Source organism: Mycolicibacterium gadium (assembly GCF_010728925.1).
Taxonomy (GTDB): Bacteria; Actinomycetota; Actinomycetes; order Mycobacteriales; family Mycobacteriaceae; genus Mycobacterium; species Mycobacterium gadium.
This window is the reverse complement of sequence record NZ_AP022608.1, coordinates 3,926,700-3,950,594: the sequence shown is the minus strand read 5'-3', so window position 1 is coordinate 3,950,594 and position 23,895 is coordinate 3,926,700. Positions and strand designations below refer to the sequence as shown.

At 66.6% G+C, this 23,895-nt stretch carries 23 protein-coding genes and 1 pseudogene; 14 read left to right on the top strand and 10 right to left on the bottom strand.

The features are described 5' to 3' along the window. Positions 1 to 117 precede the first annotated feature (117 nt). The 7 genes from G6N36_RS19500 to G6N36_RS19470 all read right to left on the bottom strand — a co-directional run bounded on the left by G6N36_RS19500 (position 118) and on the right by G6N36_RS19470 (position 7,516). Positions 118 to 765, bottom strand: coding sequence for a helix-turn-helix domain-containing protein (locus G6N36_RS19500; RefSeq protein WP_083126319.1), 648 nt, complete (start codon positions 763 to 765; stop codon positions 118 to 120). A 14-nt stretch (positions 766 to 779) separates the two neighbouring features. Next, positions 780 to 1,964 carry an NAD(P)/FAD-dependent oxidoreductase gene (locus tag G6N36_RS19495; RefSeq protein ID WP_163688534.1) on the bottom strand — a complete coding sequence of 395 codons (1,185 nt, stop codon included), beginning with the start codon at positions 1,962 to 1,964 and terminating at the stop codon, positions 780 to 782. Then, complete coding sequence (locus G6N36_RS19490) at positions 1,961 to 3,289, bottom strand: FMN-binding glutamate synthase family protein (RefSeq protein WP_163688533.1); 1,329 nt, start codon at positions 3,287 to 3,289, stop codon at positions 1,961 to 1,963. Before G6N36_RS19490 ends, G6N36_RS19495 begins: the two co-directional genes overlap by 4 nt. Next, positions 3,289 to 3,972, bottom strand: a complete 684-nt coding sequence (locus G6N36_RS19485; protein WP_163688532.1) for a GltB/FmdC/FwdC-like GXGXG domain-containing protein — start codon at positions 3,970 to 3,972, stop codon at positions 3,289 to 3,291. Before G6N36_RS19485 ends, G6N36_RS19490 begins: the two co-directional genes overlap by 1 nt. Beyond that, entirely contained in the window at positions 3,960 to 4,838 is an 879-nt protein-coding gene (locus G6N36_RS19480) for a class II glutamine amidotransferase domain-containing protein (protein WP_163688531.1), read from the bottom strand. Before G6N36_RS19480 ends, G6N36_RS19485 begins: the two co-directional genes overlap by 13 nt. A 15-nt stretch (positions 4,839 to 4,853) precedes the next feature. Beyond that, positions 4,854 to 6,167 carry a type III glutamate--ammonia ligase gene (gene glnT / locus G6N36_RS19475; protein ID WP_163688530.1) on the bottom strand — a complete coding sequence of 438 codons (1,314 nt, stop codon included), beginning with the start codon at positions 6,165 to 6,167 and terminating at the stop codon, positions 4,854 to 4,856. 89 nt (positions 6,168 to 6,256) lie between these two features. Continuing rightward, positions 6,257 to 7,516, bottom strand: a complete 1,260-nt coding sequence (locus G6N36_RS19470; RefSeq protein ID WP_163688529.1) for an ammonium transporter — start codon at positions 7,514 to 7,516, stop codon at positions 6,257 to 6,259. A gap of 128 nt (positions 7,517 to 7,644) precedes the next feature. On the opposite strand from G6N36_RS19470, the gene G6N36_RS19465 reads away from it, so the two are divergent. The 4 genes from G6N36_RS19465 to G6N36_RS19450 all read left to right on the top strand — a co-directional run bounded on the left by G6N36_RS19465 (position 7,645) and on the right by G6N36_RS19450 (position 11,629). Continuing rightward, positions 7,645 to 8,100, top strand: a complete 456-nt coding sequence (locus G6N36_RS19465) for a hypothetical protein (RefSeq protein ID WP_163688528.1) — start codon at positions 7,645 to 7,647, stop codon at positions 8,098 to 8,100. A 74-nt stretch (positions 8,101 to 8,174) separates the two neighbouring features. Then, on the top strand, positions 8,175 to 9,440 hold the full coding sequence (locus G6N36_RS19460; RefSeq protein ID WP_163688527.1) for an aspartate kinase: 1,266 nt from the start codon (positions 8,175 to 8,177) through the stop codon (positions 9,438 to 9,440). Beyond that, entirely contained in the window at positions 9,441 to 10,499 is a 1,059-nt protein-coding gene (locus G6N36_RS19455) for an aspartate-semialdehyde dehydrogenase (protein ID WP_163688526.1), read from the top strand. A 17-nt stretch (positions 10,500 to 10,516) separates the two neighbouring features. Continuing rightward, on the top strand, positions 10,517 to 11,629 hold the full coding sequence (locus tag G6N36_RS19450) for a DUF4185 domain-containing protein (RefSeq protein ID WP_179964955.1): 1,113 nt from the start codon (positions 10,517 to 10,519) through the stop codon (positions 11,627 to 11,629). Here the strand turns inward: G6N36_RS19450 and G6N36_RS19445 are convergent. Both G6N36_RS19445 and G6N36_RS19440 read right to left on the bottom strand, forming a co-directional pair. After that, the gene (locus G6N36_RS19445; protein WP_163688525.1) at positions 11,626 to 12,327 is read right to left on the bottom strand and encodes a GAF and ANTAR domain-containing protein; all 702 of its coding nucleotides are present in this window, start codon (positions 12,325 to 12,327) and stop codon (positions 11,626 to 11,628) included. The genes G6N36_RS19450 and G6N36_RS19445 overlap by 4 nt on opposite strands. A gap of 65 nt (positions 12,328 to 12,392) precedes the next feature. Then, positions 12,393 to 13,901: an FAD-dependent oxidoreductase gene (locus G6N36_RS19440; protein ID WP_163688524.1), complete on the bottom strand. Its 1,509-nt coding sequence runs from the start codon at positions 13,899 to 13,901 to the stop codon at positions 12,393 to 12,395. Between the two features lie 179 nt (positions 13,902 to 14,080). Here G6N36_RS19440 and G6N36_RS19435 point away from each other — a divergent pair, with 179 nt between their 5' ends. The 10 genes from G6N36_RS19435 to egtE all read left to right on the top strand — a co-directional run bounded on the left by G6N36_RS19435 (position 14,081) and on the right by egtE (position 23,183). Next, positions 14,081 to 14,461: a hypothetical protein gene (locus G6N36_RS19435; protein ID WP_163688523.1), complete on the top strand. Its 381-nt coding sequence runs from the start codon at positions 14,081 to 14,083 to the stop codon at positions 14,459 to 14,461. Positions 14,462 to 14,585: 124 nt separating this feature from the next. Then, positions 14,586 to 14,984, top strand: a complete 399-nt coding sequence (locus G6N36_RS19430) for a hypothetical protein (protein WP_235690110.1) — start codon at positions 14,586 to 14,588, stop codon at positions 14,982 to 14,984. A gap of 99 nt (positions 14,985 to 15,083) precedes the next feature. Next, positions 15,084 to 16,544 (top strand): catalase, encoded by a 1,461-nt coding sequence (locus G6N36_RS19425; protein WP_163688521.1) that lies wholly within the window; start codon positions 15,084 to 15,086, stop codon positions 16,542 to 16,544. A 51-nt stretch (positions 16,545 to 16,595) separates the two neighbouring features. Next, a complete protein-coding gene (locus tag G6N36_RS19420) occupies positions 16,596 to 17,024 on the top strand; it encodes an organic hydroperoxide resistance protein (protein ID WP_235690109.1) in 429 nt (142 codons plus the stop codon). 6 nt (positions 17,025 to 17,030) lie between these two features. Then, the gene (locus G6N36_RS19415; protein ID WP_163690768.1) at positions 17,031 to 17,687 is read left to right on the top strand and encodes a sensor domain-containing protein; all 657 of its coding nucleotides are present in this window, start codon (positions 17,031 to 17,033) and stop codon (positions 17,685 to 17,687) included. A gap of 124 nt (positions 17,688 to 17,811) precedes the next feature. Continuing rightward, positions 17,812 to 19,098, top strand: a complete 1,287-nt coding sequence (gene egtA / locus G6N36_RS19410; RefSeq protein ID WP_163688519.1) for an ergothioneine biosynthesis glutamate--cysteine ligase EgtA — start codon at positions 17,812 to 17,814, stop codon at positions 19,096 to 19,098. Next, positions 19,095 to 20,408 carry an ergothioneine biosynthesis protein EgtB gene (egtB, locus tag G6N36_RS19405; RefSeq protein ID WP_163688518.1) on the top strand — a complete coding sequence of 438 codons (1,314 nt, stop codon included), beginning with the start codon at positions 19,095 to 19,097 and terminating at the stop codon, positions 20,406 to 20,408. The genes egtA and egtB overlap by 4 nt, the downstream gene beginning before the upstream one ends. Beyond that, the gene (egtC, locus tag G6N36_RS19400; protein ID WP_163688517.1) at positions 20,408 to 21,097 is read left to right on the top strand and encodes an ergothioneine biosynthesis protein EgtC; all 690 of its coding nucleotides are present in this window, start codon (positions 20,408 to 20,410) and stop codon (positions 21,095 to 21,097) included. Before egtB ends, egtC begins: the two co-directional genes overlap by 1 nt. Next, positions 21,097 to 22,062: an L-histidine N(alpha)-methyltransferase gene (gene egtD, locus G6N36_RS19395; RefSeq protein ID WP_163688516.1), complete on the top strand. Its 966-nt coding sequence runs from the start codon at positions 21,097 to 21,099 to the stop codon at positions 22,060 to 22,062. The genes egtC and egtD overlap by 1 nt, the downstream gene beginning before the upstream one ends. Beyond that, entirely contained in the window at positions 22,062 to 23,183 is a 1,122-nt protein-coding gene (gene egtE, locus G6N36_RS19390; RefSeq protein WP_163690767.1) for an ergothioneine biosynthesis PLP-dependent enzyme EgtE, read from the top strand. The genes egtD and egtE overlap by 1 nt, the downstream gene beginning before the upstream one ends. Here egtE and G6N36_RS19385 read toward each other — a convergent pair. Next, positions 23,180 to 23,865 (bottom strand): annotated as a pseudogene (locus G6N36_RS19385) (class I SAM-dependent methyltransferase). The gene egtE and the pseudogene G6N36_RS19385 overlap by 4 nt on opposite strands. Positions 23,866 to 23,895 lie beyond the last annotated feature (30 nt).

Here is a 23,895-nt window from a genome sequence, read left to right as displayed (position 1 = left end):
CGCGACGGGAAGCCGGTCTGATCAGACCCCGTCGCGGCTGCCGAGAAGGAGCACCCGCTGCACGTTGGTCACCATACTCCCCACCCGGCCACGCCACAAAATGCAGGTCGCTGGGACCTAAACCTGGGAATCGGGGAACGCGATCACCGAGAGGAAGCGGATCGGCAGCTCGACCAGATCCACCGGCCCGTGCGCACCTTCGCCGTCGAACTGCAGCGAGTCGCCCGGGTTCAGCCGGTACACCGTGCGGCTGTGGCTGTAATCCATCACCCCTTCGAGCACGAAGATGAACTCGGTACCCGGATGCTGGAACAGGGGATAGGTCTGGCTTTTCGCCGACAGGGTGACGTGCAGACACTCGAGGCGCTTGTGTTCACCGCGTAGCGAGCCCAACAGCTGGTACTCGTGGCCTTCCTTGGTGCCGTTGCGGACGATGCGTGCTCCCGTGCCCGCGCTGACGAATGAGGCAGGACGCTCGACGTCCGCACCCCGGAACAGGCTGGTGACGGGTATGTCGAAACCATTGGCCAACAGCGCCAGCGTGCTCAGGCTGCACGACGTCTGGGCATTCTCGATCTTCGACATCATCGCCTTCGAAATGCCGACCTGAGTGGCCATTTCGGCCACCGTGAGGCCCTGCTGCAGGCGCAGTTGGCGGACGTTGCGCCCGATGGCGGCCTCTAGCTCGAGCTCTGCTACCGGCGCGTGCGGGTCGCGGTCGCGAGCCGTGCCGGACCTGTTGCGGAGCAGCGGGATGTCAGACATGAGTCAGCCGGGAGTCAACGCATCTGTCCGGCACCGGAATACGGATACGGGCTCGTGAGTAGGTCGCCCTCGCTGAACCGGGACAGCCGGAAGTCGCTGTCGGGGATGCGGGGATCGGCGCTGCGGCCGTCAACGACGAGATCGGCGATCAACCGTCCCACCGCTGGTGCGATCTTGAACCCGTGACCGCTGAAGCCGGCGGCGACGACGAGCCCGTCCACCCCCGTCTTGCTGATGACCGGGTTCCAGTCCGGGGTCACGTCGTAGCAGCCGGCGTAGCTGCCGGTGATCGCCGCATCGGTGAAGCGCGGGAATCTCGTTTGAACGCGCTCGACGGTGTCCTCGACGAAGGCCTCGGTGGCGCGGTTGAGGTAGTCGTCGGGATTCGCGTCCTCGACGTCGGACAGATCGCTGTTGCCGAACAGCAGCTCACCGCCGGGTTCCGGGCGAATGTACTGCAGTGACACCAGATCGGAGAACACCGGCACGCTGCCGATCTCGACACCGGGCGCGATGGTCACGAGCTGTTCGCGGATGACGCGAATGGGCACGTCGATGCCGTGCGGCGACAGAAGGGCCGGCGTCCAGACGCCGGTGGCCACCACGACGGTGTCCGCGGAGATCTCCGATCCGTCGGCCAACCGAACACCGGCGACTCTGTCGCCGCCGGTCAGCAATGCGGTGACGTTGGCGCCCTGGAGAATCCGCACCCCGGTCGCGCGCGCCGACGTCGCGAACGCCTGCGCTGTCCGGTACGCGTCGCCGTAGCCGCCGCGTGCCTCCCACGCGAATGCCCCGAACGGCGTGAGGTCCGCGTGCGGCCACAGCCGGGCGACATCGGCGGCGTCGATCTCCTCGGTCTGAACGCCCACTGCTCGCTGCGCGGCAAGGCTCTTACGCAGCGAGTCGGTGTCTGGATCGCCGACTCCGACGACGTAGCCGGTCTGCCGGAATCCGATGTCGGTGCCGAAGATCTCGTCCGACTTCTCGAAGACCTCCAGCCCGACGGTGGCCATCGCCGCCAGCGAGCTGACGCCGTAGTGGCAGCGCACAATGCCGCTGGACTTGCCGGTCATCCCGGCGCCGACGGTACTGCGTTCGGCCACAACGACATTGGTGATGCCCCGTTGTGACAGCGACCAGGCCGCCGCAGCACCCTCGATGCCGCCGCCGACGATCACCACATCCGCGGTGCTCATTTACCCGGAATCCAGTCGGTACCCGCCAACGGGACGCGCGCCATCGCCGCCGCCTCGATCGTGACCGCCACCAGATCCTCCGGTTCCAGATGGCACACGTGGGACTTGCCGCATGCACGCGCAATGGTCTGGGCCTCCATGGTGAGCACCCGCAGGTAGTTGGCCAGGCGCCGACCACCCTCGACGGGGTCGAACCGCGATGCAAGCTCCGGATCCTGGGTGCTGATCCCCGCCGGGTCGGTGCCGTCCTGGAAGTCGTCAAAGAACCCCGCGGCGCTGCCGAGCTTTTCGTAGTCGGCGGAGTAGCGAGGGTGGTTGTCGCCCAACGCGATCAACGCGGCGGTGCCGATCGCGACCGCGTCGGCTCCCAGGGCAAGTGCTTTGGCCACGTCGGCGCCGGTGCGGATGCCGCCCGATACGATCAACTGCACTCTTCGATGAACCCCGAGCTCCTGCAGCGCCTGCACCGCTTGCGGGACCGCCGCCAGCGTCGGGACTCCGACGTGCTCGATGAAGACTTCCTGAGTCGCCGCCGTACCACCCTGCATGCCGTCCACCACGACGACGTCCGCTCCCGCGTGCACCGCGAGTTTCACGTCGTAATAGGTGCGGGTGGCACCGACCTTCACATAAATCGGCTTCTCCCAGTCGGTGATCTCCCGCAGCTCGTTGATTTTGATCGTCAGATCATCGGGACCGGTCCAATCGGGATGGCGGCACGCCGAGCGTTGGTCGACGCCCTCGGGCAGGGTGCGCATGGCCGCGACGCGCGGCGAGATCTTCTGTCCGAGCAACATGCCACCGCCGCCGGGCTTGGCGCCCTGCCCGAGAACGACCTCGATCGCATCCGCCTTGCGAAGGTCGTCGGGATTCATGCCGTATCGGGACGGAAGATATTGGTAGACGAGGAATTTGCTCTGCGTTCGCTCCTCGGGAGTCATCCCGCCGTCGCCGGTCGTGGTGGAGGTGCCGACCTTGCTGGCGCCGCGCCCGAGTGCCTCCTTCGCCGGACCGGACAGTGCTCCGAAGGACATGCCCGCGATGGTGATCGGAATGTCGAGGTGCAGTGGGAACTTGGCGCAGCGGTCACCGAGCACCACGTCGGTGTCACACCGTTCGCGGTAGCCCTCCAGCGGGTAGCGGGACATCGACGCCCCGAGGAACAGCAGGTCGTCGAAATGCGGCAGCGAACGTTTGGCGCCCCAACCGCGGATGTCGTAGATACCGGTCTCGGCGGCACGGTGGATGGCGGCGATCGTCGACCGGTCGAAGGTCGCGGATTCGCGCAGGCCCAGCCGGGCGCGGTCATCGGGGGTGTGGCTCATCAGTAGGCCGTGGCGTTGTCGACGTGGAAGTGGTACAGCGACCGCGCCGAACCGTAGCGCGTGTAGGCGGCGGTATCGTCTGTGAAACCTGCCGCTGACAAGAGCGATTCAAGCTCTGAATGGTGTTCAGGACCCATCTCTTTGACGACGCAGTCCGCGCCCAGCGATGCGACGTCGCCGCGGACGTAGATGCGTGCCTCATAGATCGAGTCCCCGAGCGCCTCACCGGCGTCGCCGCGCACCACGAGCCTGCCCGCCTGCGCCATGAAGGCGCTCATGTGCCCGACGTCGCCACCAACCACAATGTCAACACCTTTCATCGAAATGCCGCACCGGGCGGCTGCTTTTCCCTCGATGACCAGGAGTCCGCCGTGCGCGGTGGCACCGGCGGACTGGGATGCACTGCCCTTGACCCAGACGGTGCCGCTCATCATGTTCTCGGCGACGCCGGTGCCGGCGTTGCCGTCGATCGTCACGTGGGCCTGCTGGTTCATGCCCGCGGCGTAATAGCCGACGTGACCCGCGATGGTCACCCGTATCGGCGCGTTCAAGCCGACCGCGACGTTGTGTGCGCCGTCGGGATGGGCGATGACGTAGTCACCCGACAAGCCGGGGGCGTGCAGCGCGGCGTTGACCTCGCGCAGACCGGTGGTGGCCAGGTCATACGCGATCATCGTCTCCATGCGTAGACCACTTCCGGCTCGGGCTCCCAAATTTTGGCCGTCTCCACACCGGGAAGGCCTGCCAGAGCACGGTATTCGCTGCCCATGGCGACCCAGTCGTCGGTCTCGGCGATGACGGCGGGCTTACAGGCGATGGCGTCGCGAACGACGGCGAACGAGTCCCTGTTGGATACCAACAGTGTGTAGAAGCCGTCGAATACCGCGCAGAGCTCCTTCAACGCCCCCTCGACGTCGCGACCGTTGGCCAGCTGATCGGCGATGAAGCGCGCACCCACTTCGGTGTCGTTGTCGCTGTCGAATGACACTCCGGCTGCCCGTAACTCGCGGCGGATGGTGGCGTGGTTGGCGAACGATCCGTTGTGCACCATGCACTGTTCGGGGCCCACCGCGTACGGATGGCACCCTGCGGGTGTCACCGCCGACTCGGTCGCCATTCTGGTGTGCCCGACGCCCTGCCAGCCCTGCGCCTTCGCGAGTCCCCAGCGTTCGGTCAGTACCCGCGGATGGCCGACGCCTTTGAGCACCGCGAGGTCGGCGCCGAATCCGGCGACGAGAGCGTCGGGATACGCCGACTCGGCGGCGGCCAGAATGTCCTCCGACGGGGTCTGTGCGGTAAGGAGATACGTCTCGTCGAGCTGTGTGACCGAAACGCCGAGCGTCTCGGCGACCTCGTCCGGGCTCGCGTCGACCTCGAGCAGCGACACGCAGCCGTGACCGGGCGGCGACCACGTCGGATCTCCGTAGACCGCGACGCCGGCCGAGTCGCTACCGCGATCGCCCATCTCGCACAACATGCCGGTCACCAGTTCGCCGAGTTGGGGATGCAGGTCGGGGTTGCGTAAGTGCAGGCCCACAATGCCGCACATCGGAAATCCTTTCGCTCAGAACGCGGTGAGGTAATGGTCGATTTCCCACGGTGTCACGGCGCTGTGGTAGGCGAAGAACTCGTCGCGCTTGATGCTCGCGAAGTAGGAGGCGACCCCGTCACCGGCAGCATCGAGCACACCGGTGATCACCGGATCACCCTCGAGTTCGTCGACAGCGTGCAACAGGGTCGGCGGCAGCGCCGAACGACTTAGGGAGCCAACGCCGCCGGGATCGGTACTGCGCTTGATGCCGTCGATGCCCGCACCGAGGGCGGCCGCGATGGCCAGGTAGGGATTCGCCGACCCGTCGCCACCGCGCAGCTCGACGCGCTGGTCGTCGGGCACGCGGATGTAATGCGTCCGGTCGTTGCCGCCGTAGCTGGGGGTGTTGGGTGACCACGCGGCCCCGGATGCCGTCGAGGTCGCCCGGGTCCGCTTGTAAGAGTTGACTGTTGGCGCGACGACGGCCTGCAGCGCGCACGCGTGTTCGAGGATGCCGCCGATGAACGAATAGGCGGTATCCGACAGGCCGAGCCCTCGCTCGTCGGGCATGCCCGCACCGGCGGGGAATACGGGGGTGCCGCCGGTGGTCAGCGAAAGATGAAGGTGTAGACCACTTCCCGTGCGGTCGGCGAACGGTTTGGGCATGAAGGTGGCCACCATGCCCCGCTCGGCGGCGATCATCGACAGCAGATAGCGCAGCGTGACGACACGGTCAGCGGTGGTCAGCGCGTCGGCGAACTGGAAGTTCTGCTCGAACTGGCCGTTGCCGTCCTCGTGGTCGTTGGCGTAGTTGCACCAGCCGAGGCTGTTCATCGCGGTCGAGATCGCGGTGAGGTGGTCGTACATCCGGGTGACGCCGCGCGCGTCGTAGCAGGGTTGTGCGGCGGTGTCGTCGGTGTCGGCGGTGGACAGTGCGCCGTCGGCGCCGCGACGCAACAGGAAGTATTCGACTTCGGCGCCGACCCGCGGTTCGAAGCCCGCGTCGGATGCCTGGGCGATCATCGCCTTGAGAATGACGCGCGGCGCGAAGGGCCACGGTTCGCCGTTGACATGTGGGTCGCAGTGCACGATCGCCAGTCCCTCCTTGAGGAACGGGATCGGGGTGAACGAGTCTGGATCTGGAATGGCCATCAGGTCAGGGTCTTTGGGCTCTTGGCCGATGGCGCCGACGGCATATCCGGCGAATCCGACACCCTCGGTGGCGAGCAGGTCGACGGCCTCGACCGGCACCAGCTTGGCGCACGGCTTGCCGCGCAAGTCGATGAACAGGGCGAGAATGAATTTCGTCCCGGATGCCTCGGCGAGGGACGCGAGATCGTTGGACATTGTGCGGAAACCCTGTCTCTTGTAAGGAAACACGACACCTATGTGTCGACCGGCGCGGCCGGAAGCCGTCCGCGCCGGTCGACTACGCGTCAGGCAGGTTGCAGTTCGTACGACGCTTCGCGGTGGAAGGTCGCGTCGATGCCCTTTTCCTCTTCGTCGGGCGAGATACGGATGCCCATTGTCATCTTGATGGCGAGGGCGATGATGCCGGCGACGACGAACGAGTAGATCATCACCGCGCCCGCCGCGACGGCCTGTCGCCACAGCTGGTCGAACCCGCCTCCGTAGAACAGGCCGTTGATGCCGTTGGGCATCGACTCGCTGGCCAGGAATCCGATCAGCAGGGTGCCGACGACGCCGCCGACCAGGTGGACACCGACCACGTCGAGCGAGTCGTCGTAGCCGAAGCGCTCCTTGAGACCCACCGCGTACACGCAGACGGCACCCGCAATGGCGCCCAGGATGATCGCGCCGACCGGTGTGACCGAGCCGCAGGCGGGGGTGATCGCGACGAGACCGGTGATGGCGCCGGACGCCGCGCCGACGCCCGTCACGTGGCCGTCCTTGATCTTCTCCACGGCGATCCAGGCCAGCACCGCCGCGCAGGTGGCCACGAAGGTGGTCACCATGACGATCGAGGCGGAGTTGCCCGCCGCGAGTGCCGACCCGCCGTTGAATGCGTACCAACCGGCCCACAGCAGACCGGCGCCGAGCAGTGTCAGCGGAACGTTGTGTGGCTTGCGCAGCTGGCCCCAGCCCGCCGACTTGCCCAGCACGATCGCGACGGCCAGCGCTGCCGCGCCGGCGTTGATGTGCACCGCGGTGCCGCCCGCGAAGTCGATGGCGGCGAGCTTGTTGGCGATCCAGCCGCCGACGGAGTCCTCGGTCACCACGCCGTCGAACGCGAACACCCAGTGCGCGACGGGGAAGTACACCAGCACCGCCCACACAGCGGCGAAGACCATCCAGGCGCCGAACTTCATCCGGTCGGCCACGGCGCCGGAGATCAAGGCGACGGTGATCGCCGCGAACAGCGCCTGGAACAACGCGAACAGCGTTATCGGGAGCCCGGCGATGGTGGTGTTGGATTCGAGCAGGTCCTTCATTCCGGCGAATTCGGTGATGCTGCCGAGGAATCCACCGTAGGACGTCCCGAATGTCAGGGAGAAGCCGAACAGCACCCACAGCACACCGACGATCGCGCACGCGCCGAAGGTCATCATCATCATGTTGGTCGAGCTCTTGACGGACACCATGCCGCCGTAGAAGAGAGCGAGCCCGGGAATCATCAGCGTGAGGCCGATGATGCAACACAGCATGAATGCTGTGGTCCCTGTATCTACATCCATTTATGTCTCCTGAAGTGATGCGGCCCGCCGTGGACCGTTCACTGTCAGTAACCGTTGTTTCTGTTACGTGGATCAGCTCGCGATGTTGCCTGCGCGTTAATAGTCGGCGGGTCGCTAGAGTTCCAGCAATGAGACTTGATCGACGGTGGTGGCTTGCCATAGCCGTCGTCGTGTTCGTCGTGATCGCGCTGGTGCTGTCCAATACCTTCTTCAACCGGCCGTCCGAGGAGTGCAAGCCCGTGCAGGCCTTCCTCGACTACAACAAGTCGCAGAGCGATCTGATCGCCTCCAAGGAAAGCGACAGCGACCCGGCGGTACCGACGGTGGCCGAGGACGCCGCGTACCAACAGTGGGCCGACGGCCTGGCTCAGCGCGCGCAGGACATCAGCGACCCCAACCTCGCGACCACGGCCGTGCAGGTCGCCGATGCGGCCTCCAAATTCGTCGCCATGCTGCCGCGGGTGCGGGCCGAGGTGGATACTCGCGCTCCCGGTGCACCCCCGCCGCCCTCGTTCTTAGAGATGACGCTTCTGAACAAGCGCATCGGGGACGGACTCGGCGAGCTGGCGGACGCCTGCAGCTGACCGGCGGACAAAATGGGGTGCGCCAAACCCTTATCCTTGTTGGGATCTTCCCCAGCACCTGAAAGGCATACCCAGTGGCGCTCGTCGTGCAGAAGTACGGCGGATCCTCGGTATCGGACGCCGAGCGGATCCGCCGCGTCGCCGAGCGCATCGTCGAGACCAAGAAGGCAGGTCACGATGTTGTCGTCGTGGTGTCGGCGATGGGCGACACCACCGACGACCTGCTCGATCTGGCCCGTCAGGTCTCACCTGCCCCGCCGGCGCGCGAGATGGACATGTTGCTGACCTCGGGTGAGCGGATCTCGAACGCGCTGGTCGCGATGGCCATCGACTCGCTAGGTGCGCAGGCGCGGTCGTTCACCGGATCGCAGGCCGGCGTGATCACCACCGGCACCCACGGCAACGCCAAGATCATCGACGTCACCCCCGGCCGTCTCCAGGAAGCGCTTGACCAGGGCCTGATCGTCCTGGTCGCCGGGTTCCAGGGGGTCAGCCAGGACAGCAAGGACGTCACCACGCTCGGCCGCGGTGGATCGGACACCACCGCCGTCGCGCTCGCCGCGGCGCTGAACGCCGATGTGTGCGAGATCTACACCGACGTCGACGGCATCTTCACCGCGGACCCCCGCATCGTGCCCAACGCCAGACATCTTGACACCGTGAGCTTCGAGGAGATGCTCGAGATGGCCGCCTGCGGCGCCAAGGTGCTGATGTTGCGATGCGTGGAATACGCGCGTCGCTACGACGTTCCGATTCACGTCCGCTCGTCGTACACGGACAAGCCGGGCACTCTCGTCAAAGGATCGATGGAGGACATCCCGATGGAAGACGCCATCCTGACCGGAGTCGCGCATGACCGCAGCGAGGCCAAGGTCACCGTCGTGGCCCTGCCCGACGTTCCCGGCTACGCCGCCAAGGTGTTCCGCGCGGTCGCCGACGCCGACGTCAACATCGACATGGTGCTGCAGAACATCTCCAAGGTGGAGGACGGTAAGACCGACATCACGTTCACCTGCTCGCGTGAGAGTGGGCCGGGCGCGGTGGAAAAGCTGACGGCTTTGCAGGACGAGATCGGCTTCTCCAAGGTGCTCTACGACGACCACATCGGCAAGGTGTCGCTCGTCGGCGCGGGCATGCGCAGTCACCCGGGCGTCACGGCGAAGTTCTGCGAGGCGCTCGCCGAGGTCGGGGTGAACATCGACCTCATCTCCACCTCCGAGATCCGAATCTCGGTGCTGGTCAAGGACACTGAGCTGGACAAGGCGGTCCTCGCGCTGCACGAGGCCTTCGGGCTCGGTGGCGACACCGAAGCCGTCGTCTACGCGGGAACGGGGCGTTAGATGGGCACCGCCGGTTTGTCGGTAGGAGTGGTTGGCGCGACCGGGCAGGTCGGCCAGGTCATGCGCACGCTGCTGGAGGAGCGCGACTTTCCCGCCTCCAGCGTGCGGTTCTTCGCGTCGTCGCGTTCGCAAGGCAAGAAGCTGCCGTTCCGCGGCCAGGAGATCGAGGTCGAGGACGCCGAGACCGCCGATCCCGCCGGGCTGGACATCGCGCTGTTCTCGGCGGGCGCGACGATGTCGCGAGTGCAGGCCCCGCGATTCGCGGAGGCGGGCGCCGTCGTCATCGACAACTCCTCGGCCTGGCGTAAGGACCCCGACGTCCCGCTGGTCGTCAGCGAGGTCAACTTCGCGCGAGATGTCGGAAATCGCGCGCGGTCGCTTCCAAAGGGCATCATCGCCAACCCGAACTGCACGACGATGGCCGCGATGCCGGTGCTGAAGGTGCTGCACGACGAGGCTTCTCTGGTGCGCTTGATCGCGTCGACCTACCAGGCGGTGTCGGGCAGCGGAATCGCGGGTGTGGACGAACTGCACGCGCAGGCGAGCGCGGTCGTCGCCAACAGCAGGGAGCTGGTGGCCGACGGCGGCGCGCTCGACTTCCCGGCGCCGGCGAAGTATGTCGCGCCCATCGCGTTCAACGTGGTGCCGCTGGCCGGTTCCTACGTCGACGACGGCTCCGGTGAGACCGACGAGGATCAGAAGCTGCGCAACGAGAGTCGCAAGATCCTCGGCATCCCGGACCTGCTGGTGAGCGGTACGTGTGTGCGGGTTCCGGTGTACACGGGACATTCGCTGTCGATCAACGCCGAGTTCGCCGAGCCGCTTTCCGTCGCGCGCGCCACCGAACTGCTGGCCTCCGCCCCGGGTGTGAAGCTGGTGGATGTGCCCACCCCACTGGCGGCCGCCGGCATCGACGAGACGCTGGTCGGCCGTATCCGCCAGGATCCCGGTGTCGAAGAGGGCCGCGGGTTGGCATTGTTCCTGTCGGGTGACAACCTGCGAAAAGGTGCGGCGCTGAACACCATTCAGATCGCCGAGTTGCTGGCCGCCGAGCTCTGACGCTCTTGCGAAACTGCATTCCAGCAGGCCTCTTCTCGATCTTTCTCTGCTGGAATGCCATTTCGGCGGGCAGCGCGCACGCCGATCCGCCGTCGCCTGTGCCTGATCCGATCCTGCACCCGCTGGCGCCCGGCCAGGTGATCCGGATCGCCCCGACGGCGGGAACCGGCACGCCGACAAGGGATTACGGTATCGGCGCCACCGACCTCTGCGAGTTCATGGAGTTTCCCAGCGGCATCCTCCAGGTCTGCGGTGACAGTTTCGCCGGCCAGGCGGTCGGCTTCGGCGGGTGGTATTCGCCGATCGCACTGCACGTCGAATCCGATTCCATCGACGACCCCAACGGCGTGCGCTACGACGCGGTGAGGGGTATCGACAAGCCGCTGCTGGGCGATCCCACCGAGCCGGGGACCTCGCAGCTACCCGCCGGGGTGGTGCAGATCAACCGCGAGAACTACTTGTTGGTGACCACCGTGCGCGACCTCGACCCGCTGACCTCGCGGCTGGTGAAAGCGGATGCCGCACAGAGTAACTGGCAGACAGTTCCGGGTTCGGTTCGCGAGGCCACCTATGAGAATTCGTGGCAGTCGCAGATCAGCGGGTATTACGACCCGATCCCTCGGCCGGACTCCGAGAGCGGCTGGGTGTACATCGTCGCCAACAACTTCGACCGCACCGGACCGTTGGTGTTGTATCGCGCGCAACCCAAGACCTTCACCGATCGCTCCAGCTGGCAGGGCTGGTCGGCGGAACGGGGCTGGGGGAATCCGCCGACACCGTTGTGGCCGGACATGATCGGCGAGATGAGCATCCGCCAGATCGACGGCAAGACGGTGCTGTCGTACTTCAACGCGTCCACTGGGAACATGGAGGTGCGCGTCGCCCATGACCCGACCGGTCTGGGGACGGCCCCGGTGACGACGGTCGTCGTGGCCGCCGAATGGCCCGATCCGGTGGAACACCTTGGGCCGCCGGAGAACAACCGGTTGGCCCAACCCTACGGCGGATACATTTCACCCGGTTCCACCCTGGACGAACTGAGGGTGTTCGTCAGCCAGTGGAACACCACCGCCCGCGGCGGGACGCCATACCGGGTCATCCAATTCGCGGTGAACCCGTTCAAGCCCTAGTCGGACCGCGACAAGCCCTCCTCGTGCTCGGAGACCAGCCAGCGGGCCACGTCTGCGAGCTTCATGTTGGTCTCCTGTGAGGCGCGGGTGAGCATCGCGAAGGCCTGCACCCCGGTGAGGTTGTCGCGCTGCATGAGCAGCCCCTTGGCCTGCCCGATGACGTCGCGGCTGGCAAGTCCCGTCTGGAATTGGACCGCGGCCGCCGAGCCCGCCATCGCGACGGCGGCGTGCTGAGCCAGGATCGCTCCGGTCTCCACCGAATCGTCGCCGAACACACCGGCCTCAGTGCCGTACACGTTGAGGGCGCCGAGGTTGCCCTGCTGCACGGACAGCTGAAATGACAGCACGCTTCGCACGCCCAGTTCAGCTGCCTGATCCGCGAATTGAGGCCATCTGGTGTCGGACTTTGTATCTTCGATGCGCACGGTTCGCTGATCTCTCAGGGCCGTGAGGCAGGGGCCGTCGCCCAACTCCACTTGCAGATCTTCCAGCTTGGCGACGATCGGATCGGTCGGCACTTTGACGACCACGCGCTCGCCGTCGAGCAGGGAGATGCCCGCCCACCGCGCGCCCGGAACGATGTCCGCGGCCGCGTTGACAATGGTCTGCAGAGTGTCTTGGCTGTCCGCCTTGGCCTGCATCTCGACGGCCAGGTCTCCCAGCGTCTGCGCCAAGACGTGGCTGGATTCTCGGTGCATGGACGTGGATTACCCCGCCTCGAGGCTGTCCATTCAACGAACTTTGTCACACCTGGTTAGGGGAGTCAGGCTGTCAAGGACCTGGTCGCGGGGCCCTCGAGCAGGCTGCCGTCGGGAGCGAAACGTGAGCCGTGCAGCGGGCACTCCCAGGTGCAATCCGCGTCGTTCCAGCTCACGATGCCGCCGAGGTGCGGGCATACCGGGGAAACAACGTGCGTCTCACCGTCGACCTTGCTCTGTGCGCGCAGGTGCCACGGAGGTCCGGTCACCACGCCGTCACCCTCGCTCGGCTCGGCGGTCGAGGCGACGATCGGCGTCACCCAGCCCTTGGCCAAGTTGAATCCCACCTCGAGGTTCGCCATCAGCGCGGTGGCGAGGCCGGCGGCTTCGTGTGGGCTCCAACTCGCGAACGCGCGGCGCCAGTCCATCCGGCCGCCGAGCATCTGCGATGACAGCGCCAGTGCCGCCGCGACGCCGTTGGACATCCCCCACTTGTCGAAACCTGTAGCGACGAAGATTCTCTCGAACTTCGGCAGCAGCGGCCCGACATACGGGAGTTCGTCGATCGGCGTGTAGTCCTGGGCGGACCAGAAGTGGGTTCGAACGGCGCCCGGATAGTGCAGGACGGCCCATTTCGTCAGCTCTTCGATACCGGCCGCGGCTGAATCGGCGCGGCCGACGGTATGCCCAGCGCCTCCGACGACGAGCTTTTCTTCCCCGCCCGTCGGCGCGTAGCGCACCGACCGAGTGGGCGAGTCCACGGAGATGAACATGGACCGGGTGATGTCGCCGGGTACGTCGAACGCCAGGCAGTAGGAGCGCTGGGGCTTCACCCTGGCGAAGAATCCGCCGCGGTCCAAGATCGGGATGCCGGTCGCAAGCACGACCTGCTGTGCCGTCAGAGAGACCTGTTGCTGCTCTGAGGTTTCCGGTAGCTGCACGGAAACCCGCAGCGGACCCGTACCGGAGATCGAAGTGACCCGAACACCCTGCAGCAAGGTGCCGCCATGCGTTTCGAGCTCGGCCACCAGGGCGTTGAGGAACGGTATGGGATCGATCTGCGCCTGGTCCGGCAGTCGAACGCCGCCGCGGAACGGGAACGGAACATCCGCCTGCTCGACCCACTCGGCGCTGTCGAGCCGGGCCGTCCTGGCGGCGGACAGCACTGACCGTGCGGTGTCGACGCCGTCGGCCGCCTGGGCGTAGGCGTAGTCGTCTTCGCGCTGGACATCGACACCGTGTTCCTCGCAATAGCGAAGTAGCCAGTCGCGGCCCTCGGTGTTTCCGGTGACGTAGTCCCGCAGCACCTCTCGCCCGTGCTTCTTGGCGATGCGCGAGAGCTTGGTGCCCTGCAGCAGGCTCACCTTCCCGGTGGTGTTACCGGTCGCCCCGGCCCCGACGTACTGGGCTTCGACGACGGTGACGCGTTTACCAGCCCGGGCCAGCAGCACAGCTGTGGTGAGACCGGTGATCCCGGCGCCGACGACCACCACGTCGGTTGCATCCCGGAGAATCTCGTTGTCGCGCGGCGTACCGGCGGATTCGGCCCTGTCGGCCAGCCATAGCGAGGTCATGGCGCCAGAACTACCCGGCCCGGGGGCCATCAAACGTCGAGAACCTTGCCTGACGGATGGCAAAACCTTCCCTTCCACAAGCGAACTCTGGCCTGTGGGCGATTACGTGAGCGCGGCCTTCTCGGGACTATTTCTTCAGCGATGACGCACCCCTGACCGAATACCTGAGAGGAAATCCAATGATCAAGTCCAAGAACAACTTCAAGTACGCCGCAACTCTGCTTGGCGCCCTTGCCATCCTGTCCATTGCTCCGGCGACAGCCTTCGCCGAGGACAATGACCCGTCCGGCCCCGGCGGGTGCAACTACACGGACGCCGACGGTTACACCATCCCCATCCACAATGGTGAGGATGTCTACGTCGACGGAAAGATCGTCTCGTGCCGCAACGGTTCGGTCGTCGTCACCACGCCTCCCGCGCGTGGAAACGACGTTCGGGGCCCCCTCGCCGGCGGCGGCAACGCGCCGGTGCTGACCGAGGTGACCTCCGCACCGCAGCCGACGAAGAATCCGAAGTTTCCGGTTCTCAACCTGCCCGGCTTGACCACCGACGCTCGCTAGAACCACCCCGACCGATCGGCCCGCCACGTACTCCCCTCGGTGGCGGGCCGATCCCTGTCCGCGCACAGCTGATTCATAGCTGATACATGACGGGCACATCAGTACGGTGTGCATGATCGTGCCCATGAGCGAAACATCGGCGTCCCCAGAACCCGCGACCGGCCCGGTCGTCACCCCGCCCCCCGCAGAGCCCGTTGTGCGCGAGGAACCTCGGCGGTCCAAGGCGACCCTCGCCGCCGCCTGGGTCGGCGTCGTCGCGGGCGTGGTGTTCATCGTCGCGGTCATCTTCTTCTCCGGGTACATCCTCGGAACACAGAGCGCAGGCCACCGCGGCGGCCACGACGGCCCACGGGGTGACGGCGGTATGGCGTTCATCCACCGCGGACCGCCTCCGCCAGGCATGTTCCCGATGATCCCGCGCGGTGAGTTCGGCCCCGGTCAGGGTTTCGGCCCCGGTGGTCCCCGTTCCGAGCCGCCGCAGCCTCCCCAGTCACCAGGCGCGACGCCGCCGTCGCGCCCCTAGTTCTCAACGAAATGTCCCGCGATGTTTGGAATCGATCCATTCAGGGGGAATCAACGCGACGAGGCACAGCCCACGGCCTCCTCGAGGAGATGACACCTGATGACCGAGAAGTTCACGACCACAGATTCCGGGGCCCCTGCCCCCAGCGTCGAGCATTCACTGACCGTCGGCCCCGACGGCCCGATCCTGCTCCAGGACCACTACCTGATCGAGCAGATGGCCAACTTCAACCGGGAACGCATCCCGGAGCGGCAGCCCCATGCCAAGGGCGGCGGTGCGTTCGGTCAGTTCGAGGTAACCCACGACGTCAGCAAGTGGACCAAGGCCGCGTTTCTGCAGCCCGGCGCCAAGACCGAGATGGTCGCCAGGTTCTCCACCGTCGCCGGGGAGCGCGGGAGCCCGGACACCTGGCGTGACCCGCGCGGGTTCGCGCTGAAGTTCTACACCTCCGACGGCAACTTCGACATGGTCGGCAACAACACCCCGGTGTTCTTCGTGCGTGACCCGATGAAGTTCCAGAACTTCATCCGCTCGCAGAAGCGGATGGCCGCCAACAATCTTCGCGACCACCACATGCAGTGGGACTTCTGGACGCTATCCCCGGAGTCTGCGCACCAGGTCACCTGGCTGATGGGTGATCGCGGCATCCCCAAGACGTGGCGGCACATGAACGGCTACTCCAGCCACACCTACAGCTGGGTCAACGCCAACGACGAGCTGTTCTGGGTGAAGTACCACTTCAAGACCGACCAGGGCATCGACTTCCTGACCCAGGAGGACGCCGATCGGCTGGCCGGCGAGGACGGCGACTACCACCAGCGCGACCTGTTCACCTCCATCGAGGACGGCAACCATCCGTCGTGGACCTTGCACGTGCAGATCATGCCGTTCGAGGACGCCAAGACCTACCGGTTCAATCCCTTCGACCTCACCAAGGTGTGGCCGCACGGCGACTACCCGCTGCACGAGGTCGGGAAGATGACCCTGAACCGCAACGTCGAGGACTACCACGCGCAGATAGAGCAGGCCGCCTTCGAGCCGAACAACATCGTTCCGGGCACCGGATTGAGCCCGGACAAGATGCTGTTGGCCCGCGGGTTCTCCTACTCCGATGCCCACCGCGCCCGGCTCGGCGTCAACTACAAGCAGATTCCGGTCAACGAGCCGCACACCGAGGTGCGCGCGTATTCCAAGGACGGCGCGATGCGTATCCGCAATGCGACCGATCCCGTCTACACGCCGAACTCGATGGGCGGCCCGGAGGTCGACCCGAAGCGCGCTGCCGAGGTGCACTGGGCGTCCGATGGGGACATGGTCCGCACGGCCTACGCGCTGCGCGCCGAGGACGACGATTGGGGCCAGGCGGGCACGATGGTCCGCGAAGTCCTCGACGACGCTGCACGGGATCGATTGGCGCACAACATCATCGGGCACGTCCTTGATGGTGTGCGCGAGCCGGTGCTGTCGCGGGTGTTCCAGTACTGGACGAACGTGGACCCCGATCTCGGTAAGAAGGTCGAGGAAGGCGTGCGCGCCAAACAGAGCGGCGCCGGCGGCTAGCTTGCAGACGGGCACCTTGCCGTCTGCAACAGGGCTGGCATGATCAGGAACATGAGCATCGAAGTTCTTTTCACGTCAGAATCCACCGCAACCGGAGGCGGCCGCGAAGGCCATGTGAAGTCCTCGACCGGCCGTATCGACCTGGACACCAACCATCCGAAGGAGATGGGTGGCAGTGGCGTGGGCACCAACCCCGAGGAGTTGTTCTCGGCCGGTTACGCCGCGTGCTTCCTCGGCGCGCTTCGGGCGGTCGCCGGCAAGGAGAAGATCGACGTCGACGATGCCAGCGCAATCACGGCGCAGGTCGGATTCGGTAAGGACCCCGACGGCGGGTTCGCCATCAACGCCCACCTGATCGGCTACCTGCCCGGCTTCGAGCAGGCCGCCGCGGAGGAGCTGATGGAGAAGGCGCACCAGTTCTGCCCGTACTCCAAAGCCACTCGCGGCAACATCGACGTCAAGCTGTCGGCGAAGGTCTAGTTCGTGATGCCTCGGCGGCTCGCCGTCCTCGCCGGTGTCGGTGTTGCCGCCGGCCTGTCGTTGGCGGCGCCACCGGGGGAGGCTTCGGCGCGACCGTCGGATCCGGGCGTCGTGAACTACGCGGTGATGGCCAAGGGTTCGGTGGGCAACATCGTCGGGGCGCCGATGCGATTCGAGTGGACGTTCACCGCGCCGTTCCAGTCGTTCTACGTCGACTACCCCGCGTGCAACAACTGGGCCGACGTCGGCCTGCCCGACGTGTACGCGGATCCGGACCTGGCGTCCTTCAACGGGGCGGTGACGCAGACCGGGCCGAACGACCAGACCCATTTCGTCAAACAGGCGGTCGGCGTCTTCGCCACCAGCGACGCCGCCGACCGGGCTTTCCGCCGCGTTGTCGACCGCACTCTGGGCTGCAACGGCCAGACCACCGCAATGCACCTGGACAACATGACCACCCAGGTGTGGACCTTCACCGGCGGGCCGGCCGGCGCGACCGACGCGGACTGGGTCAAGCAGGAGGCGGGCACCGATCGGCGGTGCTTCAACACGACCCGCAAGCGCGAGAACGTTCTGCTACAGGCGAAAGTCTGTCAGTCCGGTAACGGAGGCCCGGCGGTGAACGTGCTGGCCGGCGCCATGCAGAACACGTTGGGTCAGTAACCGCGCGACCATCTGGGTACCCCCACCAACGACGTCACAGAAAATTTCGTGGGACTTTGTCGGTGCGGTCTGGAAGATGTACTGAAGGACACGATCGTTCCCTACCCGGAAGGGGCCGGAAGACATGACCTTCGCCATGACGTCCGAGGTGGACGACGCACATCAGATCGAACCCCCGAATGGCGAACTGACCAGCGCCAACGATGCGCACCGCTACGTCAGTGACCACTGTCTGAACGACGGCCCCGTCGGCCAGGTGGGCCTGGAGGTCGAGGCGCACTGCTTCGACCTGGCCGACCCCATGCGCCGGCCTTGCTGGGACGAACTCACCGAGATCATCAGTGGCCTTTCGGCGTTGCCCGGGGGTAGCGCGGTGACGGTCGAACCCGGTGGAGCCGTCGAGTTGTCGGGTCCGCCGATGGTCGGTCCGCTGTCGGCCATCGCCTCGATGCAGGCCGACCGCGCCGCGCTGCGTGCGGCATTCGCACAGGCGGGTCTGGGGCTGGTACTGCTCGGCGCCGATCCGCTGCGGCCGGCCAAACGCGTCAACCCCGGGCCTCGCTACCAAGCGATGGAGACGTTCTTCAAGGCCAGCGACACCGGAGCCGCCGGCGCTGCCATGATGACGTCGACGGCCTCGATTCAGATCAACCTCGACGCGGGTCCACGCGCAGGCTGGGCCCAGCGGGTGCGGCTCGCGCATGCACTCGGGCCGACCATGATCGCGATCGCCGCCAACTCCCCCCTGCTGGGCGGCAAGTTCGCGGGATGGCGGTCGGCACGCCAACATGTATGGAGTCAGTTGGACTCGGCGCGCTGCGGACCCGTGCTCGGTGCCAGCGGTGACGACCCGGCCCGCGACTGGGCCCGGTACGCGCTGAAGGCGCCGGTCATGCTCGTGAAGAGTCCCGAAGTGATCCCGCTGACCACGTGGGTGCCGTTCGCCGACTGGGCTGACGGCCGCGTGCGACTCGGCGACCGTAGGCCGACGCACAGCGATTTGGACTACCACCTGACCACGCTGTTCCCGCCCGTCCGGCCGCGGCGATGGCTGGAGATCCGCTACCTCGACAGCGTTCCGGACGCGGTGTGGCCCGCCGTGGTGTTCACGCTCGTCACGCTGCTCGACGACCCGGCGGCGGCCGATATCGCCGCGGAGGCCACCGAATCCGTCGCGACGGCGTGGGACCGTGCCGCGCAGATCGGCCTCGGTGACCGCAGGCTCGCCGATGCCGCCGCGATATGTGTGCAGGCGGCCGCCGAACGTGCGCCCGCCGAACTCGAGGAATCGATGCAGCAGTTGGTGCGTTCGGTGGAACAGGGACGGTGCCCGGCCGACGATTTCTCCGACCGGGTCGTGAAGTACGGGATCGCACCGGCGGTCACTCATCTGGCGCAAGGGGAGTTGTGACGGTACGCGAGAGACTCGCCCGCGAACTCACGACGGCCCGTGACCGGACTCTGCGGTTGGTCGACTTCGACGACGCCGAACTTCACCGCCAGTACGACCCGCTGATGAGCCCGCTGGTGTGGGATCTCGCCCACATCGGCTGGCAGGAAGAATTGTGGCTGCTGCGGGGCAACGACCCCGGCCGGCCCGGACTTCTCGATCCTGCGGTGGAGCGGTGCTACGACGCGTTCCTCAACTCTCGTGCAAGCCGCGTTGAGCTGCCGTTGCTGTCGCCGGCCGAAGCCAGGTCCTACTGCTCGACCGTGCGCAACAAGGCGCTCGACCACCTCGACGCGTTGCCCGAAGGCCCCGCGGATTCCGAGGCCGAGTTCAATTTCGGTCTGGTGATCAGCCATGAGAACCAGCACGACGAAACCATGCTGCAGGCGCTGAACCTGCGGACGGGGCCCGCGCTGCTGGACCGGGGAGCGCCGCTGCCGCCAGGCCGGGCCGGTGTTGCGGGTACGTCGGTGCTCGTCCCCGCCGGTGAGTTCGTCCTGGGAGTGGACGCGGTCACCGAACCGCACTCGCTGGACAACGAGCGTTGTGCGCACGTGGTCGACCTGCCCGCCTTCCGCATCGGCACGGTGCCCGTCACAAACGGCGAGTGGCGCGACTTCGTCGACGACGGTGGTTACGACCAACGGCGATGGTGGTCCGCACGCGGCTGGGCGCACCAGCAGGAGGCCGATCTGCGGGCACCGCAGTTCTGGAACCTCTCAGGCGATCTGGCGGGCACCCGCACCCGCTTCGGACATGTCGAGGCCATCCCCGCCGACGAACCCGTCCAGCACGTCACCTTCTTCGAAGCCGAGGCATACGCCGAATGGGCGGGTGCGCGGCTACCCACCGAGGAGGAGTGGGAGAAGGCCTGCGCATGGGATCCCGCGGTGCAGGCCCGGCGCCGCTATCCGTGGGGTTCGTCGGAACCGACCGCGCACCTGGCGAACCTCGGCGGCGACGCGCTGAGGCCCGCGCCGGTGGGCGCTTATCCGGCGGGTGCGTCGGCCTGTGGCGCCGAACAGATGCTGGGCGATGTGTGGGAGTGGACCACGTCGCCGCTGCGGCCGTGGCCGGGCTTCACCCCGATGCTCTACGAGCAGTACTCCGCTCCGTTCTTCGAGGGTTCTGGGGCCGGCGACTACAAGGTGCTGCGCGGCGGGTCGTGGGCGGTCGCGCCGAGCATCCTGCGGCCCAGCTTCCGCAACTGGGACCATCCGATTCGCAGGCAGATCTTCGCCGGTGTGCGTCTGGCGTGGGATGCCGACTGATGTGCCGTCACCTTGGCTGGCTCGGCAGGTCGGTGTCCGTCGCGTCGCTGCTGCTGGAGCCTGCGAATGGCCTTCTGGTGCAGTCGTATTCACCGCGGCGACAGAAGCACGGGCTGATGAACGCCGACGGCTGGGGGGTCGGGTTCTTCGACGGACGCACACCGCGTCGCTGGCGCAGCGCCGCGCCGCTGTGGGGAGACGCATCGTTCGCGTCGGTGGCACCCGCGTTGGGAAGCGGGTGCATCGTCGCGGCCGTACGGTCTGCGAGCGTAGGCATGCCTATCGAGCCGTCGGCGTCCGCGCCTTTCACCGACGGTCACTGGCTGCTGTCGCACAACGGACTCGTCGACCGCGCGGTGCTGCCATTGTCGGAGAAGGCCGAATCGACCTGCGATAGCGCGGTGTTGGCTGCGTTGATCTTCGAGCGCGGGCTGGACGCGCTCGGAGACACCATCGTCGAGGTCGCCGACGCGGACCCCAACGCGCGCCTGAACATACTGGCGGGCAACGGTTCCCGCTTGCTGGCCACCACCTGGGGTGACACCCTTTCGACGCTGCGGCGCGACGACGGAGTGGTGTTGGCCAGCGAACCTTACGATGACAACCCCGACTGGCAGGAAGTTCCCGATCGCCACCTGGTCTCGGTTCTCGGCCGGGACATCGAACTGATCCCGCTGAAAGGATCGTGATGACCTTCGCCCTCTCGAATTACTTGTCAGCCGACTCGGCAGGACAGGCGCTGCGCCGCGATGTGCGCGACGGTTTGACGCAGACCCCGAAATCGTTGCCGCCCAAGTGGTTCTATGACTCCGCGGGTAGCGATCTGTTCGACCAGATCACCCGTTTGCCCGAGTACTATCCCACGCGAACCGAGGCGCAGATCCTGCGCGAGCGGTCGGCCGAAATCGTGGCCGCCTCCGGGGCGGACACGCTTGTCGAGCTGGGCAGCGGCACCTCGGAGAAGACCCGGATGCTGCTGGATGCCCTGCGCGACAACGGATCCCTGCGGCGGTTCATACCCTTCGACGTCGACGCGTCGGTGCTCAAGGCCGCCGGATCCGCCATCGAGAAGGAATACCCGGGAATCGAGATCGACGCGGTGTGCGGAGACTTCGAGGAGCATCTCGGCAAGATCCCCCGGGTTGGCCGCCGGTTGGTCGTCTTCCTCGGATCGACGATCGGAAACCTCACGCCGGGCCCGCGCGCCGAGTTCCTCACCGCGTTGGCGGAGACGTTGCAGTCCGGCGACAGCCTGCTGCTGGGTACCGACCTGGTTAAGGACACCGATCGACTGGTGCGCGCGTATGACGACAGCGCAGGCGTCACTGCACAGTTCAACCGCAACGTGCTGGCCGTGGTCAACCGTGAGCTGGACGCGGATTTCGACCTCGACGCGTTCGAGCACGTCGCGAAATGGAACACCGACGAGGAGCGCATCGAGATGTGGCTGCGCGCCGGCCGCGCCCAGCGGGTGCAGGTGAAGGCTCTCGACCTCGCGATCGACTTCACCGACGGTGAGGAGATGCTCACCGAGGTGTCCTGCAAGTTCCGCCCCGACGGCGTCGCCGCAGAGTTGGCCGACTCAGGTCTGCGCCGGACACACTGGTGGACCGACAGCGCGGGTGACTTCGGCCTGTCACTGTCGGAGCGGTGATGTCAGAGAGCCTTGCCGAGCAGTGGCGCGCGGCCCGGCCGCCCGTTGCCGGTGTGCATCTGGACAGTGCGGCGTGCTCGCGGCAGACGTTCGCGGTCATCGACGCCGCGGCGCAGCATGCCCGTCACGAAGCGGAGGTCGGCGGATATGTCGCCGCCGCGGCCGCCGTCCCGGTGCTGGACGCCGGTCGTGCCGCCCTGGGCGCGTTGACCGGTCTCGACGGCGCCGACATCGCCTACACCACCGGCGCCAACAGCGCGCTCGATATCCTGCTGTCCAGCTGGCCAGGTGTCCGCACCCTGGCGTGTCTGCCCGGTGAGTACGGACCGAACCTGGCGATCATGGCGGCCAACGGTTTTGACGTACGCCCGCTGCCTGTGGATGGTGACGGCCGGCTCGACGTCGAGGCCGCCGCCGACACACTGAGGGCCGAACGGCCGCCGCTGGTGCACCTGACGGCATTGGCCAGCCACCGCGGCACCGCCCAGCCGATGGCGGCGCTGGCGGACGTGTGCCGAGACCTGGATGTTCCGCTGGTTATCGACGCGGCGCAGGCGCTGGGTCATCTCGACTGCGCCGTCACGCCTTCGGCGATCTACAGTTCGTCGCGCAAGTGGGTGGCCGGTCCGCGCGGTGTCGGCTTTTTGGGGGTGCGCGCGGATCTGGCGCAGCGACTCAAGCCTCGGCTGCCCCCGCCGGAGTGGGGTATGTCGCTCACCGTCATGGAGCGTCTCGAACACGGTGAAGCCAATGTGGCTGCCCGCGTTGGTTATTCGGTGGCGCTGGGTGAGTACCTGGCGGCCGGACCCCAACGGGTCGGTGAACGGCTGGCCGAGGTGGGCGCGATGACGCGCGAGGTGCTCGCCGATGTCGAGGGCTGGCGGGTGGTCGAGGCGGTGGACGAACCGACGGCGATCACGACACTGGAACCCGTCGATGGGGCCGACCCGCAGCAGGTGCGGGCGCAGCTGATCGCCGAGCACGGCATCGTCACCACCTACGCCGAAACGCTGCGGGCCCCATTCGAGATGGCGGCGTCCGTGCTGCGGGCGTCACCGCACGTCGACGTCACCGCTGAAGAACTCGAGCAGTTCGCAAAGGCGCTGGCGTCTGCGACCTAGTCCTTGTGCGCGGTGAGCAGAAACGCGGGCATCTTCTGCCTACCCTTGTCGTCGTTCTCGAACGGCGGCAACGTGAACGCTCCGTCGGGGGGCATGGCTGAGGACATGTTGGCGTGGATGAACGCGGGCCGGATCTCGTCGACGGTCCAGTACTTCGAGACGGCTGCGCGCAGTTCCTCCTCGCTGACGGTGTTCGGGCCGAACTCCGCTCCCGGCGGGAACGCGCCGTTGGCGAACACCAGGATGTAGAACACCGCCCCCGGTGCTGCCACCCGGTGCGCCGAATGCAGGTACCCGTCGCGGCCGTCTACCGGCAGCGAATGAAACAGGGTGCTGTCCACAATGGTGTTGAACCGCCCGTCGTACCCGGTGAACGACGTGATGTCGCCCTGGACGAACGTCGCACTGGTCAAACCGCGCTCCTCGGCGGCTTTGGTGGCGGCGGCGACGGCCGTCCGCGTCAGGTCGATCCCGACGACCGTGTGGCCCTCGGCGGCCAGCGCCAGTGACAACTCCGCGACCCCACACCCGGCGTCGAGCACGTCGCCGCGGATCTTCCCGCTCTTGATCAACGCAGCGAGCTCCGGCTGCGGCTCACCGATGTTCCACGGCGGCGCTGCCCCTGGAAGTGGCCATTTTCCTGGTAGGCGTCGTCCCATTCCATTACGTCGTCTGATGCCATGGCATCCAACGTAGTTCACGCGATCTTTCG